Here is a 16,147-nt window from a genome sequence, read left to right as displayed (position 1 = left end):
CTCAGAGTGTTATAAGTAGCTCGCTCACACTACAGGTAGAAAAATAAGGCCTACCTCATACTAGATATATGGCTCTACCCACTCTTTTGAAGTCCAAAATTTGTAAAAAAGTCCGTTTTTATCCTCTTTTTTATTATATGAAATAAGTGATCACTAACATCTTTAAGTTATTGAAATTAAAGGGTTTAATATAAAAATTGAGTGCACTCATCGGAATATCACTTATTTTAAGATCTAAAAGTTATGGAAATAGATCCCTTTATTCTTGACTTGATATAAGAACATTCTTAGGATGACTCATGTTTTTTACTTATTGCATTGCAACATAAATCAGACGTTTGGTTTTTTGGGGTACTGCAAGACCATGAATGATTAAATGTTTTTCTACCGATTCGAGTGATACGCAACTAGTGCAGCTAGCAATGGCTAGCACTAAAGGGTTGTTATCTCACGCTCTTTCGCCCGTGTATCGGGTGATGAATGGTTTACTGATTGTGAGTGTTTTCATGATCGTGGGGCTCTGGCTCTCGGGTAATGGCACGCAAGCAGGGGCATTTGATTTGGCTCGCATCTTAGTTCCAGATGAAGCCCGCCACATGGTTTGGCAAAACGGCTTTGGAATACTCGATCAGTATCAAGAGGAGGCTCCAAAGGCGCTTGCTGACAAAGAAATCGCTACCGTGATCTATGGCAAGGCTTCAGCCACCCCTGGTAGCGGCTTGATGAGCGCGAAGCAACAGACAGTTGCCCTCTTAATGCCTTCGGTTGCTATGGCACAGGTAAGGCCGATTTCTCATTTATCTGATCGCATCCCGACCTCAAAAATTGATCCTCAGGCGCTAGATTCAAAGTTGATGGTCTCCATCCAGAATCAACGTGCGGTCGCTGACTTCTTTGAGAAGAAGTACAAGCTGGATCGCGCCAAGATTGAAGAGTACGTTTCTAATACCGTGTTGATTGCAAAAGAGGTCAATATAGACCCGGTATTGTTGCTCGCCGTGATCTCAGTGGAGTCGAACTTCAATCCGCTGACTAAAAGTCATGCTGGTGCAGAAGGCTTAATGCAAGTGATGACTGTGATTCATCAAGATAAATATGCTTTGTATGGTGGTGCAACCGATGCGGTAAAGCCTGAAGTCAACATTCGGGTGGGCGCTTACATCTTGAAGTATTTAATTGCCACTTCAGGTTCATTGCGTAATGGCTTGAAATACTATGTTGGCGCCGCGAATGCAGAGAACGATGGCGGTTACACCGATAAGGTGATGGCCGAAAGAAACCGTTTGATTAGCTTGTGCCAGCCAACAAGCCCAAGCAAGCTCACTTTGAACGGTAAAGATTTGCGCTCTTAATTTCTGATCTTTGCTTCAAGAAAAATAAAGGCCACTCAATGAGTGGCCTTAGTACTTTCAAAGTATCTTAATCTACCGATTTAATTGACTCCGTGCAACTCCACATCGAATACCAGGGTTGCATTTGGAGGAATCGCACCACCAGCACCGCGTGCACCATAGCCCATTTCGGATGGGATGATGAGGGTACGTTTACCGCCAATCTTCATGCCTTGAACGCCCTGATCCCAGCCCTTAATTACATGGCCAGCACCCAAAGGAAAGCTAAACAGTTGGCCACGGTCAAGCGAGCTATCGAATTTCTGGCCCTTATGATCGGCTGCTTTCTCGTCATATAACCAGCCTGTGTAATGCACATCCACATGATTACCGGCAGTTGCTTCTTTGCCATCACCTACAACGGTATCTATTTTTTTGAGTTCGCTCACGTTTATCTTCCTCTTTGGCTGAAATTGAAGGGCTAGTATATTCTGAGCTTTCTCTTTTTGTTCGAGCAAACCAACATGACAAACTTTTGGCCCCATTCTGCTTATAAAACCCTTGCTGTGGGTGCGGATAATCAATTGCTGGTAACTGACGAATTTCTGGGCACTTATTTATTGCGCCCTGAGTTAAATCTCGTTCCTGAATCTTGCGATGTTGAGCGTGCCTTACACCAGCGTTTAAGTGAAAATCCTCGCGCCGTGGTTGCCGATGAAGAAATTACTGCAATGGCCGATCTAGATATTCAGGTGAACTATCAGGTTTGGCTTCGATACCGGACTAAGTTATTGGCTGCTAGCTCTTTAGAAAACTTCTATATGGGCTTATTTAAAGGCGATGGCGTAGATGTGCCCCCTTTGTTTATCTCGCAGTTGGCTCAAATTTTCATCAGACATATTTTGGGTGAGAGTTGCCATCCGTTAGATGCTCGTATGGGTGAGCTCTTTTTTAGGACGCAAAAAATTAGCGTGCTTGAGGACGGGGTTGTTATGAGTGCAGATGATGAGATAGTTACTCGCAATGCTCAGGCAGGAGAGACGGGCAACATCATGGATTTGCTCAAAGGCAATTCGATGTCAATGCGCTCGATTGATTTGGATGTCTTGCATGAGGAAAATGCGGATCTATATTGGGATAAAGATGAGGGCCACGATTTTGCAGTCCAGCTGAACTTTGGCCAGCCCCCAATCAATCATTTTTGTCGTGCGCTAGAGAAGTGGGTGCAGCACTTTTTAGGTGTGCAAGTGCGCATTACTCCAATGCAGCAAATTACTGATCCAAAATGGTCTTGGCATGTTGGTCTTGATGCAGCTTCAACAGATATTTTGAATAAACTATACAACAAGGAAGCGGTAGAGGCGGATGAATTAGAGAAAATCATTTGCTTGTTCCGCCTAGACTTTATCGATGAGGCCGCTGTCGCTCAAGCCCAGCTCGGAAAGCCCGTATATATGGGTATTGCGATGAACGATGAGAAGCAGTTAAAACTCAAACCGCAAAACCTCTTATTCAATTTACCTTTGGCTAAAACGTCTTAAACCTTGGATGCTTTTCTTTTTTGAGCACTAAGCCAAAGTAGGGTGCCTGCTGTAACAGCGACGGGAAGTAGCGATCCTAGATTAAGAATGTTCCAGCCTTGAGAGGTAATTAGTGCGCCCGACCCAAATGAAGTAAAGGCCATGGTGCCAAAGACAAAGAAGTTAATCGCTGCCTGGGCTTTATCACGCTCTTCCGGCCGGTAGGCCGTCATTGCTAATGAGGTGGAACCGGTGAATAAAAAGTTCCATCCGACGCCTAATAAAAATAGCGCAATGAGAAATTGATGAAAATCGACGCCGGTTAAAGCTATTGCAATACAAAGAATATTCAGAACAACACCAACACCCATAATCTTGGGTGCGCCAAAGCGCTGAATCAATGATCCCGTAAAAAATCCGGGCGCAAACATACCAATCACATGCCACTCTAGTACTAGTGCGGTATCGGAAAATGGCAAACCGCAGATTTGCATAGCCAGTGGAGTCGCAGCCATGAGTAGATTCATGACGCCATAACCCAAAGAGGCTCCAATCACGGCAACCATAAAAACGGGTTGCTTCAAGATCGTTTTGAGATCTCTGCCAGCTGATAGGGAGTGTTTGGTTTTGAATTCTTCCGGGAAGTGGATGTATTGCATCACAATGATGCCAAGCAAGCCGGCTGCCGAGAGCGCGAGGTAAGCGCCCAAGAAAGCGGTATCAAATAGATTCTGAGTCCAAGAGGCAAGGTTGGGTCCAATGACCGCGCCGAGGATGCCACCAGCCAAGACCCATGAGACGGCTTTATCTCTTTGGCTGGCAATGGTCAGCTCAGCGGCAGCAAATCGATAGAGCTGCCCATTGGCGCTGTAATAGCCAGCGATGAAGGTACCCAATACGAGGAGCCAGAAGTTTCTGGAAAGGGCGGCATAGGCGCAGAGTAGGGCTGAAAAGACCGCCACCAAGAGGCCAAGCTGGAAAGAAATCTTACGACCAAAGTAATTTTGGGTTTTGGCAACAATCGAGGTTGAAAAGGCTGCTCCCACGACATAGCCCATAACGGGCAATGTAGCCATCCACGCGACTGGACTGAGGCTCAGGCCAACCAGACCATTAATCGCTATAAAAGTCACGTTATTAGTCAGAAATAGGCCCTGACAGAGGATCAACAGTAAAAGATTCTTATTGAGTAAAGGGTGCTTGTTGATCATGTACTGCAGTTTACGGTCTAACCAGGAAGGGGGGTAGCTTGGTGGAATCCCTTAAATTGACCCACTTCGACCACTTTGGCGCCTAAATCCTCTTAAATTACTGGGGTTGATGATTTAAAATAGATCTCTCGGTCCAGTGCGTGAAATTACACAAAAGACAGTCAAAAGCGCCTGAAGTGTGGCGTGCGGAATACGAGAGAGACTCGGTGTAGACCGAGCCCTAATATTTATCAATATCGAGGAAACATCAATGGCTTCAGAGAAATCAAAGATCATTTACACGCTGACAGACGAAGCGCCATCATTGGCAACCTGTGCATTTTTGCCAATCGTTCGTACTTTTACAGCGCCAGCTGGAGTGCAGATTGTGACGAGCGACATTTCTGTTGCGGCACGCATCTTGTCAGAGTTCTCTGATTACTTAACTGCCGAGCAGAAGGTTCCCGATAATTTGGCTGAGCTAGGTCGCATGACTTTGTTGCCAGACACCAATATTATTAAATTACCCAACATCAGCGCTTCAGTGCCTCAGTTGCTCGCCGCAATTAAAGAATTGCAAGCTAAGGGCTACCAGCTTCCTGACTTTCCAGATGACCCTAAAAACGATGCTGAAAACGCCATTCGCACTCGTTATTCCAAATGTTTGGGTAGCGCAGTAAACCCAGTATTACGCGAAGGTAACTCTGATCGCCGTGCGCCAAATGCTGTAAAGCGTTATGCCCGTAAGAACCCACATTCCATGGGTGAGTGGAGCCAAGCTTCCCGTACGCACGTATCCCATATGCACGGTGGTGACTTCTACGCTGGTGAAAAGTCAATCACCTTGACCAAGGCATGTGATGTCAAGATGGACTTGGTGACCAAGAGTGGCAAGACTGTTGTCCTGAAGCCTAAAATCTCTTTACTGGCTGGTGAAATTATTGACAGCATGTACATGAGTAAAAAAGCACTCTGCGAGTTCTATGAAAAAGAAATCGAAGATGCTTACAAGAGCGGCATGATGTTGTCCTTGCACGTCAAGGCCACCATGATGAAGGTGTCACACCCTATCGTGTTTGGTCACGCTGTCAAGATTTTCTACAAAGACGCATTTGAAAAGCATGCCAAGTTGTTTGAAGAGTTGGGCGTGAATGCCAATAACGGTATGAGCAGCTTGTACGACAAGATCAAAACCTTGCCAGAGTCTAAGCGCGAAGAAATCATCCATGATTTACATGCTTGCCATGAGCACCGCCCTGCATTAGCAATGGTTGACTCTGCCAAAGGCATTACCAACCTTCATTCACCAAGCGATGTAATCGTTGATGCATCTATGCCAGCGATGATTCGTGTAGGCGGCAAGATGTGGGGTGCGGATGGTCGTTTACATGACACTAAGGCAGTGATTCCAGAAAGTACCTTCGCCCGTATTTACCAAGAGATGATTAACTTCTGTAAGACTCACGGTAACTTTGATCCAACGACGATGGGTACTGTACCCAACGTAGGCTTGATGGCTCAACAGGCGGAAGAGTACGGTTCACATGACAAGACTTTTGAGATCGCTGAAGCTGGTGTAGCCCGTATTGTTGCTGATGATGGCACGGTATTACTCGAGCAGAATGTCGAAGAGGGTGATATCTGGCGCATGTGCCAGGTTAAGGATGCTCCGATTCGTGACTGGGTGAAGTTGGCAGTCAACCGCGCACGTCTTTCTCAGACTCCAGCAGTGTTCTGGTTGGATGAGTACCGCCCACACGAAGCTGAGTTGATCAAAAAGGTTCAAACCTACCTGAAGGATTACGACTTAAATGGCGTGGATATTCAGATCATGTCACAGACTCGTGCAATGCGATTCACATTAGAGCGCGTGATTCGTGGCAAGGATACGATCTCCGTAACTGGTAATATTTTGCGGGATTACCTCACTGATTTGTTCCCTATTATGGAACTCGGTACCAGCGCCAAGATGTTGTCTATCGTGCCTTTGATGGCAGGTGGCGGCCTCTTCGAAACTGGCGCAGGCGGCTCTGCTCCTAAGCATGTTCAGCAGTTGGTTGAAGAGAATCATTTGCGTTGGGATTCCTTGGGTGAGTTCTTGGCCTTGGCCGTTTCTTTGGAAGACATCGGTGATAAAACTAATAATCCAAAAGTAAAAATATTGGCTCGCACTCTAGATGAAGCCACTGGCACATTGTTGGAGAACAATAAGTCACCATCACCACGAACTGGTGAGTTGGATAACCGTGGTAGCCAGTTTTACTTGGCGATGTACTGGGCCCAAGCTTTAGCTGCGCAAACTGAAGATAAGGAATTGCAAGCCCACTTTGCTCCGATTGCCAAAGCTTTGACTGATAACGAGCAAAAGATTGTTGCTGAGTTCAAAGCAGTACAAGGTAAGCCAGCTGATATCGGCGGCTACTTCATGCCTGATCAAGCCAAGTTCAAAGCAGTGATGTGTCCAAGCACTACGCTTAATGACATCTTGAAAACAGCGGTAGCTTAAATCAGCAATATCTTAAGTTGAGTTAGCTTCACAAAAAAGGCAAACCAAATGAACGGTTTGCCTTTTTTCTTATACATAACTGAAATGCTTAAGCATTCATATAGTGCTCTTCCTGATAAGTGCTGACCCATTGCGGTCTGTACACCAAAAGAATCGCTAGCAACATGCCTGAGAGTGAGCCCTCCATAAAGGAGAGGACGATCAAGCCCAAAAACCAGCCTAAAGGATCGCTGGTTCCGAATGAGTTAATTTGAAAAATTTGCTGTAATCCATAAATCAGTATGCCGGTTGCGAATGTGCTGATAAAGCCTGCAAGGTAGCCGTTACCTAAAATAAGAACGAAAAAATGCTTTGGCAAAAATCGATTTACCGCTCGAATAACTAGATAGGCAAAGATTGCTGGAATCACACTCACCATGATGTAGTGACTGGTGGCCTCTACCAAATCTCCGCTGAAAGTAAAAATACCCGCTAAAGCAACGATAAAGAGCAGGGTGATGGCACTCCAGAATCCAAAAAGAGCCACTAGAAGAGAGGCGCCAAAAAAGTGGAACGATAAATCAATAAAGTTCTGGAGATTGTTATTGGGCATGTGGGCACGAATATTCCAAGCAATGGCCAATAGGAGGATGCAGGAAATAAAAAGATTCCGCAGTCGGGGTTGTAAAAGGACGCCGTCCCGACTTTTAAAGACGCCTAATAAGAAAATGGCGCATGCCAAGAAAATCCAAGCCATATTCATCTCTCAAGGGGCTAAAAGCAATATTTAACTTCGTAATGTAGCCTTTGGGTATCGGATTTAACCCTATTGCCTGGAGCATAGTTCAGCAATAAATCCTGAGGCGTAGGAGAATGACTCATATCCATTATGTAGTTTGACGTCCATCAACGAGATATTGAAATGTTTACAAATGACCCAAAGCGACTTTCTCAAGAAATCACCCCTAAAACTGTTTTTGAGAATCGCCGTGAATTAATTAAGTCTGCAGCAGCAGGGGCATTTGGATGTGCTTTAGCCCCTTGGTTTGCTCGTGAAGCTATGGCAGCAAATCCGCAGAAGTTGGTCGCTACTCCAAACCCTGCTTTTATGACAAAAGATGAGCTCACTAGCTATAAGTACGTGACTACCTATAACAACTTTTATGAATTTGGAACCGATAAATCTGATCCAGCTGCTTATGCCCATACCCTCCAAACGCGGCCTTGGACGGTGAGCATTGAAGGCTTGGTAAAAAAGCCTGTCACCCTGGATATCGACGCATTATTAAAGTTAGCTCCGATGGAAGAGCGCATCTACCGTATGCGTTGTGTTGAGGGTTGGTCGATGGTAATTCCTTGGGATGGCTACTCTTTATCAAAGCTCTTAAATTATGTTCAGCCACTCGGTTCAGCAAAGTATGTGGAATTTATTTCCTTGGCAGATAAAAAACAGATGCCGGGACTTGGGGATAATATTATTGACTGGCCTTACCGTGAAGGTTTGCGTTTAGATGAGGCAATGAACCCACTGACGCTGCTGACCTTTGGTCTGTATGGCGAAATGTTGCCAAAGCAAAATGGCGCCCCAGTACGCATTGTGGTTCCTTGGAAGTATGGTTTTAAGAGTGCTAAGTCGATTGTCAAAATTCGTTTGACAGAAGAGATGCCTAAAACCAGTTGGGGGAGGATTGCCCCCCGTGAATACGGTTTTTATTCCAACGTAAATCCTTTGGTAGATCATCCACGTTGGAGTCAGGCTACCGAGCGCCGAATTGGTGACTCTAAAGGGATTTTCGCTCCTAAGATCAAAACAGAAATGTTTAATGGCTATGGCGATCAAGTGGCGAGTATGTATGCGGGAATGGATCTCAAGAAGCTCTATTGAGGACAATGAAATAAAGCGTTCATGAAAATAATTATTTTTTTTCTAGCGCTCTTACCGCTGGATCGATTAATTTGGCTTGGTCTGACGGATGATTTAAGTGCTAATCCGATTGAGTTCATTACGCGCTCAACCGGAACTTGGGCGCTTGTCTTCTTGTGCCTCACTCTAGCGATGACGCCGCTACGTTTGATTGGTAATTCAGTTGCTTGGATTCGGTATCGCAGGATGTTGGGCTTATTCAGTTTTTTCTATGCCTGCATTCATTTCGGAATTTGGCTTTGGTTGGATCAAGATTTTGATCTGGGGGCAATGTTCAAAGATGTGGTGAAGCGCCCATTCATTACGATGGGCTTTATCAGTTTTGTCTTACTGATTCCATTAGCCCTTACTTCCACCCATTGGGCGCAGAAAAAGCTTGGGCGCCGCTGGGCGCAATTGCATCGCATCATTTATCTTATTGCCTGCACTGCGATCCTGCACTACTGGTGGCATAAGGCAGGAAAGAACGATCTCGATACCGTGAGTATTTATGCGGCCATCTTGACCTTGCTGTTATGTTGTAGGATTCCCTATATACGCAAGATTTTGAGCAAGCGCTCTAATACTTAAATCACTTATCTGATGACCCTTTTTATACATACTCGTACTTTGCTACTTTCTATATTGGGCTTCTTGCTCATTTTTATTGGTGCGTCCCAAGTTAGTGCACAGCAGGCAGATCAGACCGTCAAGACCATTGCCGCATTAGATGTGCCTCGCTACCTAGGCACTTGGTATGAAATTGCCAAGTTCCCGAATTGGTTTCAGAAAAAATGCGTTGGTAATACTAAGGCGGTATATACAGCCAAGCCTGATGGCAACCTTCGAGTCCTCAATAGCTGTAAAACTGCTAATGGAGAGACTTCAGAAGCGGAGGGTGCAGCTCGCCAGATTGGCGCCAAAGACTCACCTAGACTGGAAGTGCGTTTTGCCCCAGAGTGGCTTTCATTTCTTCCTTTAGTCTGGGGTGACTATTGGGTGATTGATTTGGATCCGCAGTACCAGGTAGCGGCAGTGAGCGATCCTAGAAGAGAATATCTCTGGGTGCTATCCAGAACCCCTCAGTTGGATCCCAAGGTCTATGAAGACCTATTGCTGCGCTTGAAGCAGCAGCAGTTCGATGTGCGAAAACTTGAGCTGACTTCTCAAAAAAATTAGCATGACAGCTAAACAGATTGGTGGCTATATCCTGCCACTCGGAATTGATATCTTTGAGCGTGGATGGTTGTCAGCAAATAATATTTTTCTCTATGGCAATGAAGATGTTTCGCTAGTAGATACTGGGTATTGCGCACATGAGCGGCTCACCGTTGACCTGGTTTCGAATGCGCTGAAGCAATATGGCTTATCAAGCTTAAGCAAAGTAGTGAACACCCATTTGCACTCAGATCATTGCGGTGGCAATGCAGCCTTATCGAAGAATTTTGATTGTGAGATCTGGATACCAGAAGCTGAGGCAATCGCGGTTCGGAATTGGGATCAGGATTTGCTCAGCTTTCAACAGCTGGGACAAGATTGCCCAAGATTTGCTCATCAAGGTGTGCTGGTATCGGGTGAAGAAATTCTGTTGGGCACTTACCGCTGGCAAATTCTGTCGGCTCCAGGCCACGATAACCATTCAATGATGCTGTATCAAGAGCAGCATCAAATCTTGATCTCAGCAGATGCGCTTTGGGAAGAAGGTTTTGGCGTGATCTTCCCTGAGCTCTGGGGTGAGGGTGGTTTTGAGGAGGTGGCACAGACATTGGAGTTGATTGAGCGGCTCCCAGTTGCTTTAGTGATTCCAGGGCACGGAAAGCCTTTTACAGACGTAAAAAAGTCGATTGAGATTGCGAAGTCTCGACTCGATTACCTCTCAAGCGATGCCGATCGCAATGCGCGTCACGGCGCTAAGGTCCTCCTCAAGTACAAACTCTTGGAATGGCGTAGTAGGGAGATTAAAGCGGTGCATCAATGGATTAGGGCTACCCCAGCCTTAGAGAATGTTCGTCAGCAGCTTAATATGACGGTTGAAGATTTTGAGGCGTGGTTGCCGCAGGCATTGGTGAAATCTAAGGCTGCAGTCATTGAGCAAGATCACCTCCTTAATCTTGACTAAGCACTAGATCAAAAATTAAACGAGAGCTTTCCGTAAAAAGACCAGTCGTAAACGGGATAGCTTTGAACTACTTGCTTACTGGCCCCTACCGCGAATAAGAAGTGTTTATTAAGGCGATGGGTCACCATAGCATCAAGGGGTACAAACCAGCCCCCACCGCCACCCGTGTTCCAGGTGATGCCGTTTTCATCCCACAACCGAATTTGCGTATCTGGCAGAATATTAAATCCCAGTGTTGGGTAGATATTGAGATTGCGAGCTAAAGGTGGCTGGTTGGGATTGTTGGCAAAAGAGTTTCCCTTACTAGCAAATCCATACATATATCGCAAGAGCGGTGAAAAGTCGGATAGACGCGAATCGCTTCCATTGCGAGGTATATAAACAGTGCCTATTTGAGGGCCGGCTGCCCATTGCCCATAATTGCCAAATGGAAAGACAATTCGACCCCCTAATGTGCCTTCCCAATTTTTTAGAATGCTAGGATGGTTTCCCCAGACGGTGAGCATTGTGTTGCCGGCGTTATAGGTACCGGAAGACTGCTCTGGGAGGGCGGGCCCATAAGTGGATACATAGGAGGTGTCCAACCTCATGGTGCCGCGCCATTGGTCGAACTGTAGGGGTTGGTAGTAACGCAACTTCAGAGTATCACTTTGGGTTTGCTCTCCAAAGGTGTTGTGATACCCCCAAAATTCAAGCACTCTTTGACTTGATTGCTGATCAGAGGATTTCTCAAGGTTTAAAAACCCACCCGAAAACTTACTTTCATCGGCCATAGCTATTCCCGTGGACCCCAGAAGAGCTAGTGGGATCAGAAGATGGGCAATAATCCGCAAGAATGTCATAGAGGCATTAATATTAAATGACTCTGTCAATTACAAAAAATAAGTAGAAAGAATATGGAACATACCGTTTTAGTAACCGGCGCAACCGCTGGATTTGGTGAGGCTACTGCCCGTCGCTTTCTGGCGCATGGTCATCAGGTTATTGCTCTAGGGAGAAGGGTGGAGCGCTTGAAGGCTTTGAAGGACTCCCTTCCTGCAGAGCAACAGAAAAAATTACTGACTCTAGCTGTAGATGTTTGCGATAGCGCGAAGGTTGATGATCTTGCTGCAACCCTGCCAGCGGAATTTGCTAACGTAACCGTGCTCGTCAATAACGCTGGCTTGGCTTTGGGTTTAGAGCCGGCACATAAAGCATTTCTCTCTGATTGGGATCAGATGATTGATACCAATATCAAGGGATTGGTTCATATGACTCGCGCTTTCTTGCCGAGAATGGTTGAGCGTAAATGCGGCCATGTGATTAATCTAGGCTCTGTAGCAGCCAGTTATCCCTACCCAGGTGGCAATGTGTATGGTGGAACTAAAGCGTTTGTGCAGCAGTTTAGTTTGAATTTAAGAGCGGATCTAATTGGAACCCCGGTACGTGTCACTTGCGTTGAGCCAGGCATGTGCTCTGGTACGGAATTTTCGAATGTGCGCTTTAAGGGGGATGACGATAAGGCAGGCAAAGTCTATAGCGGCGTTAAAGCATTGAGTGCTGATGATGTAGCAGAGGCTATTTACTGGTCCGCCAATTTACCAAGCCACATGAATATTAATTTAGTAGAGCTAATGCCAGTTCAGCAGGCCTTTAGTGCTTTCAATGTTCACCGCGGCGATTTTTAGAAAAGTCTAGATCGTCGGTTTCCATTTGTAAAACTTGGGATAGACGCGCAATACTACGGGCCCGTCAAAGTCCCAAGATTTACAGGTTCCTAAATAGAGTGGCGGCTTAGTATCATCCGGATCAAATAGCGCTCCAGGGATAGACTGAAAAGCAGCTGTAGCAATATTGCTTAGTAGCTCACGTAGGTGCGTGCACCCCTTAATGCCGCCGAGATGTTCATTGATTGTTTTGCGCCAACCTTTACCAAGGCGTGCCCCAATGAGCGCATCCATCGGGGGTATCACTTGTGGGCATTCGGGGTGGGGGTGGCTATCCATTGCCACTTCAATGGTTTGAATAATTAATTCAGTATTCACGGTAATGCGAACCCACATATCGTGAAAAGCTTGCCCCGGCTCCCAAGTTTTCCCGCCGGTAGTGAAGGGGTGGAATTTGAAGTCCCTTAAATGCGCTTCAATGTCCCATAGGCCATCCTCACGGGCAAAGCCCTGAAAAGTAATTTCACGCGTGTGTAAGGGGCTTCTAGGTGCTGGGGTGGAAAGCATGGTGGCGATAAATAAGTGACTAATATGGGGTAAGGGTGAATGATAACGACTTCATTTCACAGTCGCTCAGTAAGGCGGCTTTGTAGTATTCTCGGCAGCATATATGGCCAAACCGATCTCGCTCGAAAAAATATTATTTAGCCAAGGCTTTGGTACTCGGCGTTATTGCAGTGATTTGGTCTATGCCGAGCTAGTCAAGGTCAATGGGGTTTTGGCGGCAGACCCAGAAGAGCGAATTGCTGCTGAGGGTTTAATGCTCAATGTGGAGGGGCAAGATTGGGAGTTCCATGAAAAAGCCTATATCGCCTTCAATAAACCCCCAAACTATGAGTGCTCCCATAAGACTACGCATCATCCCAGTGTCTATAGCTTATTACCAAAGCCTTTTGTAGAGCGGGGCTTGCAATGCGTGGGTCGCCTAGATTTTGATACGACCGGTTTAATTTTAATTTCAGATGATGGTCAATTTATTCATAAGATGACCACTCCTAAGAAAAATATTGGCAAGGTCTATGAGATCACCACGCCAGATCCCATTACTCAAAAGCAGATGGATCACTTACTCAAGGGCGTTGTGCTGGATGATGATCCCAAACCCTGTTTTGCGACCGCCTGCAAGCAGCTTAGTGAGAACACTTTGGCAATGACGATTGTTGAAGGTCGTTACCATCAAGTGAAGCGGATGATGGCTGCAGTAGGTAATCATGTTGCGAAGCTGCATCGTACTGAGATTGGGCAATACGTAATGCCTGTTGATTTAGCTGAGGGTGAGTGGCGCTGGCTTTACCCAGAGGATCTGCAAAAATTATCTAAAAGTGTGGAGGTTTCAATTGTCTAAGCCCAATCTGCTTGCAAAGGATTTTGATTTTGACAAGACCTTGTCTGAATGGAAGGTAAATCAGGGTAAGCGAGAGCTAGGTCGAACATTTGTATTTAAGGATTTTAAAAGCGCCTTTCAGTTCATGACGCTGTGTGCCAACTTCGCAGAAAAGTTAGGTCACCATCCTGATTGGTCTAATTCTTGGAATACGGTATCAGTTCGATTGAGCACCCATTCGATGGGGGGATTGACTGATTTAGATATCACCATGGCACATGCCATGGATCAATTTGCGCTGCAGATTTTGGAGTAGCAAGTACCTTACTGAATTTCCTCATCCTCTTCATCTTCAGAGGTAATGCTCATCAGGATAGTTGCCAGAAGGCCATAAACCACTTCAGTGGAGATCATGCCATCTTCATCAAGCTCATCAATCAGATCATTTAAGCAATCTTCTGTAGGCTCATTTAATAGCGTCATGGCGCATTCGCACCCATAGTCAAAATCTTCGTCGTTTTGTGTTTGAGCGTCGTTAGTCATATTAATCCTTTAGGTGATGAAGCAGAATAGCAAATAAAGCCTTACAAGCACAGACCTATTGCTTTACCAGCGCAAGAACTTCTTTAAAGACTGGGTTTTTGGCAGATTTTAGCCACTCGAAAGCCAGCATCTCAGCGCTGATAAGTCTGGCCCCCGCAATTTGGAGTCGATCTAGTGCAATTTGCTTATCAAGTGCGTGGCGCGAACCAGCACCATCTACCACCACAGAAACATCGTATTCCCCATTCATGAGATTGAGTGCTGTTTGCATTAAGCAGACATGGGTCTCACACCCCATCAAAATGCATTGCCAGCGATTTTGGGGTAGGGCCTCAATGAGGCCATCGGCGCAAGCATTGAAATGCTCCTTGCTTATGGTTTTGCTACATAAAGACTTGATAGCCCCTACGTTGCTACCAAGGCTAACTGGACTTTGTTCCGTGCCAATTATCGGAATCTTTAGTAGTTGGGCAATCTTGGCGGTGCGGATGCATTTATTCAGCACCCCTTCGCCTTGGTCAATTGCTGGCATGAGGCGCTCTTGCAAATCAATCAAAATCAGGACTGAGATTTGTGAATCAATTTGGTTTGATGTTTTCATAGTCATTCTTCTGATAGCGAAAGGCTGACGGTTTTAAAGTCAGGATCATCGTGAATCGTAAAAGCCTTAAACCCTAAATCAGAAACGAGATGCAGCATTTTGGAGTTACCGCTTAATACGTAACCCACCATTTCTAATAAACCGTTTTTCTTTGCGTGGCTGATCAGGTCCAGCATTAAATGTGTGCCAATGCCATGTGTAGTGTAACTATCACTCACACTGAGGGAGAACTCGCAAATGCTTTGATTAGGCGGTGTCACATAGCGTGAAATGCCAATGATTTCTTCGGACTCAGTTTGCGGGTGAATGACGGCAACTAAGGCCATTTCTGTTTCATAGTCCAAGTGCAGGATGTCTTCTAAAAAATCATCAGGCAGCTTGGATATTGCGTGAGCGAATCTGAGATAACGGCTCTCAGGAGAAAGGTGGTTGAATAACCCAATAATGCGCTCTTTGTCGTTGGCCTGAATGGGGCGAATGAGGTAAGAGTCACCATTGCCTAGCGCGTAGCTTTGATTGGTAAATGGGGTAGACATATTGATGGGCAATGATCCCCTGTGACTTGATTCTTCAGGATACCGTTTTTAGCTATCCGCATAAAGTACTTTTGACTCTAAAATGAGCTATTCCTTTTACGGCATTGCCACATCCATGATTTCTTTGCTTCAGGCCTTTAATGAGCATTCAGCCCTATTTTTTGTGCTGGCTGCAATTAGTGTGGTGATCTTGGGTATATCGAAGAGTGGCTTTGGTGCCGGCCTTGGTATTTTGGCACCCCCGTTGATGGCAAGTCAATCTAGCCTTGCTGAAGCCTTGGCCATCTTATTACCACTATTGATTGCAATTGACTTGTTTGGCTTACGCCGGTTTTGGGTTAGTGCGGATAGGCGAATTCTCAAGCTCATTTTTTGGCCAGCCGCGCTTGGCATGCTGATGGGCTATTTATTTTTCTCCCTGATTACTCCGCAAATGTTATCCCTCTCAATCGGTATATTTACCTTACTATTTCTAATCCAGAGTTTGGTGATGTCCCGTATTGACCTTAAAGAAGCAAAGCCCTATCCGTGGCTGGGAAGGTTGATGGGTTGCCTGTCTGGCTTTACTTCCTTTGTTGCGCACATTGGAGGCCCTCCCATTACGATCTATATGTTGAGGGAAAAAGTCTCCCCAATAGTCTACACATCAACATTGGGCATATTCTTCACTGTTATGAATTTCGGCAAGCTTGTACCTTACGCTTATCTTGATTTGCTCAACTTCAATCAATTAGCAACCTCAATACTGTTGCTACCTTTGGTACCGTTAGGTGTGTATCTAGGATTTTATTTAGCTAAGAAGATTTCAGCCAAGTGGTATTACATCATTGTCCAATTCTGCTTATTGGTGGCGAGTATCAAATTAATTGCCGATGGCTTACTTATTTAA

The 16,147-nt window shown here is 45.6% G+C and carries 19 protein-coding genes; 11 read left to right on the top strand and 8 right to left on the bottom strand.

The features are described from left to right. Nucleotides 1-422 precede the first annotated feature (422 nt). The gene (locus tag CBI30_RS03525; protein WP_240553482.1) at nucleotides 423-1,352 is read left to right on the top strand and encodes a transglycosylase SLT domain-containing protein; all 930 of its coding nucleotides are present in this window, start codon (nucleotides 423-425) and stop codon (nucleotides 1,350-1,352) included. Nucleotides 1,353-1,432: 80 nt separating this feature from the next. Here the strand turns inward: CBI30_RS03525 and CBI30_RS03520 are convergent, their stop codons facing one another. Further along, entirely contained in the window at nucleotides 1,433-1,780 is a 348-nt protein-coding gene (locus CBI30_RS03520) for an FKBP-type peptidyl-prolyl cis-trans isomerase (RefSeq protein ID WP_206075548.1), read from the bottom strand. 75 nt (nucleotides 1,781-1,855) lie between these two features. Here CBI30_RS03520 and CBI30_RS03515 point away from each other — a divergent pair, with 75 nt between their 5' ends. Beyond that, nucleotides 1,856-2,872, top strand: a complete 1,017-nt coding sequence (locus CBI30_RS03515) for a DUF6352 family protein (protein WP_088526939.1) — start codon at nucleotides 1,856-1,858, stop codon at nucleotides 2,870-2,872. On the opposite strand, the gene CBI30_RS03510 is transcribed toward CBI30_RS03515, so the two are convergent. Next, a complete protein-coding gene (locus CBI30_RS03510) occupies nucleotides 2,869-4,062 on the bottom strand; it encodes an MFS transporter (RefSeq protein ID WP_088526938.1) in 1,194 nt (397 codons plus the stop codon). The two genes, CBI30_RS03515 and CBI30_RS03510, sit on opposite strands and share 4 nt — an antisense overlap. Before the next feature lie 250 nt (nucleotides 4,063-4,312). Between CBI30_RS03510 and CBI30_RS03505 the strand changes: the two genes are divergently transcribed. Next, nucleotides 4,313-6,547, top strand: coding sequence for an NADP-dependent isocitrate dehydrogenase (locus CBI30_RS03505; RefSeq protein WP_088526937.1), 2,235 nt, complete (start codon nucleotides 4,313-4,315; stop codon nucleotides 6,545-6,547). A gap of 88 nt (nucleotides 6,548-6,635) precedes the next feature. On the opposite strand, the gene CBI30_RS03500 is transcribed toward CBI30_RS03505, so the two are convergent. Next, entirely contained in the window at nucleotides 6,636-7,283 is a 648-nt protein-coding gene (locus tag CBI30_RS03500; RefSeq protein WP_088526936.1) for an energy-coupling factor ABC transporter permease, read from the bottom strand. Between the two features lie 165 nt (nucleotides 7,284-7,448). Here CBI30_RS03500 and msrP point away from each other — a divergent pair, with 165 nt between their 5' ends. Genes msrP through CBI30_RS03480 form a run of 4 tightly spaced genes read left to right on the top strand, consistent with a single transcriptional unit; the run spans nucleotide 7,449 to nucleotide 10,548 of the window. Continuing rightward, nucleotides 7,449-8,411, top strand: coding sequence for a protein-methionine-sulfoxide reductase catalytic subunit MsrP (gene msrP / locus CBI30_RS03495; RefSeq protein WP_088526935.1), 963 nt, complete (start codon nucleotides 7,449-7,451; stop codon nucleotides 8,409-8,411). A gap of 21 nt (nucleotides 8,412-8,432) precedes the next feature. Further along, nucleotides 8,433-9,020, top strand: coding sequence for a protein-methionine-sulfoxide reductase heme-binding subunit MsrQ (locus CBI30_RS03490; protein WP_088526934.1), 588 nt, complete (start codon nucleotides 8,433-8,435; stop codon nucleotides 9,018-9,020). 12 nt (nucleotides 9,021-9,032) lie between these two features. Beyond that, the gene (locus CBI30_RS03485) at nucleotides 9,033-9,608 is read left to right on the top strand and encodes a lipocalin family protein (RefSeq protein ID WP_206075547.1); all 576 of its coding nucleotides are present in this window, start codon (nucleotides 9,033-9,035) and stop codon (nucleotides 9,606-9,608) included. A 1-nt stretch (nucleotide 9,609) separates the two neighbouring features. After that, nucleotides 9,610-10,548, top strand: a complete 939-nt coding sequence (locus CBI30_RS03480) for an MBL fold metallo-hydrolase (protein WP_088526933.1) — start codon at nucleotides 9,610-9,612, stop codon at nucleotides 10,546-10,548. 8 nt (nucleotides 10,549-10,556) lie between these two features. Here the strand turns inward: CBI30_RS03480 and CBI30_RS03475 are convergent, their stop codons facing one another. Then, nucleotides 10,557-11,321, bottom strand: a complete 765-nt coding sequence (locus CBI30_RS03475; protein WP_088526932.1) for a hypothetical protein — start codon at nucleotides 11,319-11,321, stop codon at nucleotides 10,557-10,559. Nucleotides 11,322-11,444: 123 nt separating this feature from the next. Here CBI30_RS03475 and CBI30_RS03470 point away from each other — a divergent pair, with 123 nt between their 5' ends. Continuing rightward, nucleotides 11,445-12,215, top strand: coding sequence for an SDR family NAD(P)-dependent oxidoreductase (locus CBI30_RS03470; RefSeq protein WP_088526931.1), 771 nt, complete (start codon nucleotides 11,445-11,447; stop codon nucleotides 12,213-12,215). 6 nt (nucleotides 12,216-12,221) lie between these two features. Here CBI30_RS03470 and CBI30_RS03465 read toward each other — a convergent pair whose 3' ends face one another. Then, nucleotides 12,222-12,761, bottom strand: a complete 540-nt coding sequence (locus CBI30_RS03465; RefSeq protein ID WP_088526930.1) for a DUF2889 domain-containing protein — start codon at nucleotides 12,759-12,761, stop codon at nucleotides 12,222-12,224. Between the two features lie 103 nt (nucleotides 12,762-12,864). Between CBI30_RS03465 and CBI30_RS03460 the strand changes: the two genes are divergently transcribed. Further along, nucleotides 12,865-13,599, top strand: coding sequence for a pseudouridine synthase (locus tag CBI30_RS03460; RefSeq protein WP_088526929.1), 735 nt, complete (start codon nucleotides 12,865-12,867; stop codon nucleotides 13,597-13,599). Then, entirely contained in the window at nucleotides 13,592-13,894 is a 303-nt protein-coding gene (locus tag CBI30_RS03455; protein WP_088526928.1) for a 4a-hydroxytetrahydrobiopterin dehydratase, read from the top strand. Before CBI30_RS03460 ends, CBI30_RS03455 begins: the two co-directional genes overlap by 8 nt. 8 nt (nucleotides 13,895-13,902) lie before the next feature. On the opposite strand, the gene CBI30_RS03450 is transcribed toward CBI30_RS03455, so the two are convergent. From CBI30_RS03450 to CBI30_RS03440, 3 genes are read right to left on the bottom strand one after another with little or no spacing between them, the layout of a single operon-like run. After that, nucleotides 13,903-14,121 (bottom strand): hypothetical protein, encoded by a 219-nt coding sequence (locus CBI30_RS03450; protein ID WP_088526927.1) that lies wholly within the window; start codon nucleotides 14,119-14,121, stop codon nucleotides 13,903-13,905. A gap of 55 nt (nucleotides 14,122-14,176) precedes the next feature. Continuing rightward, nucleotides 14,177-14,722 (bottom strand): isochorismatase family protein, encoded by a 546-nt coding sequence (locus CBI30_RS03445; protein ID WP_088526926.1) that lies wholly within the window; start codon nucleotides 14,720-14,722, stop codon nucleotides 14,177-14,179. Nucleotides 14,723-14,724: 2 nt separating this feature from the next. Beyond that, complete coding sequence (locus tag CBI30_RS03440) at nucleotides 14,725-15,258, bottom strand: GNAT family N-acetyltransferase (protein ID WP_088526925.1); 534 nt, start codon at nucleotides 15,256-15,258, stop codon at nucleotides 14,725-14,727. Between the two features lie 82 nt (nucleotides 15,259-15,340). On the opposite strand from CBI30_RS03440, the gene CBI30_RS03435 reads away from it, so the two are divergent. Next, nucleotides 15,341-16,147, top strand: a complete 807-nt coding sequence (locus CBI30_RS03435) for a sulfite exporter TauE/SafE family protein (protein ID WP_240553481.1) — start codon at nucleotides 15,341-15,343, stop codon at nucleotides 16,145-16,147.

Source organism: Polynucleobacter aenigmaticus (assembly GCF_002206635.1).
Taxonomy (GTDB): domain Bacteria; phylum Pseudomonadota; class Gammaproteobacteria; order Burkholderiales; family Burkholderiaceae; genus Polynucleobacter; species Polynucleobacter aenigmaticus.
Note: the sequence above shows the minus strand (reverse complement) of the source record. Positions and strands in the feature narration are given on the sequence as shown.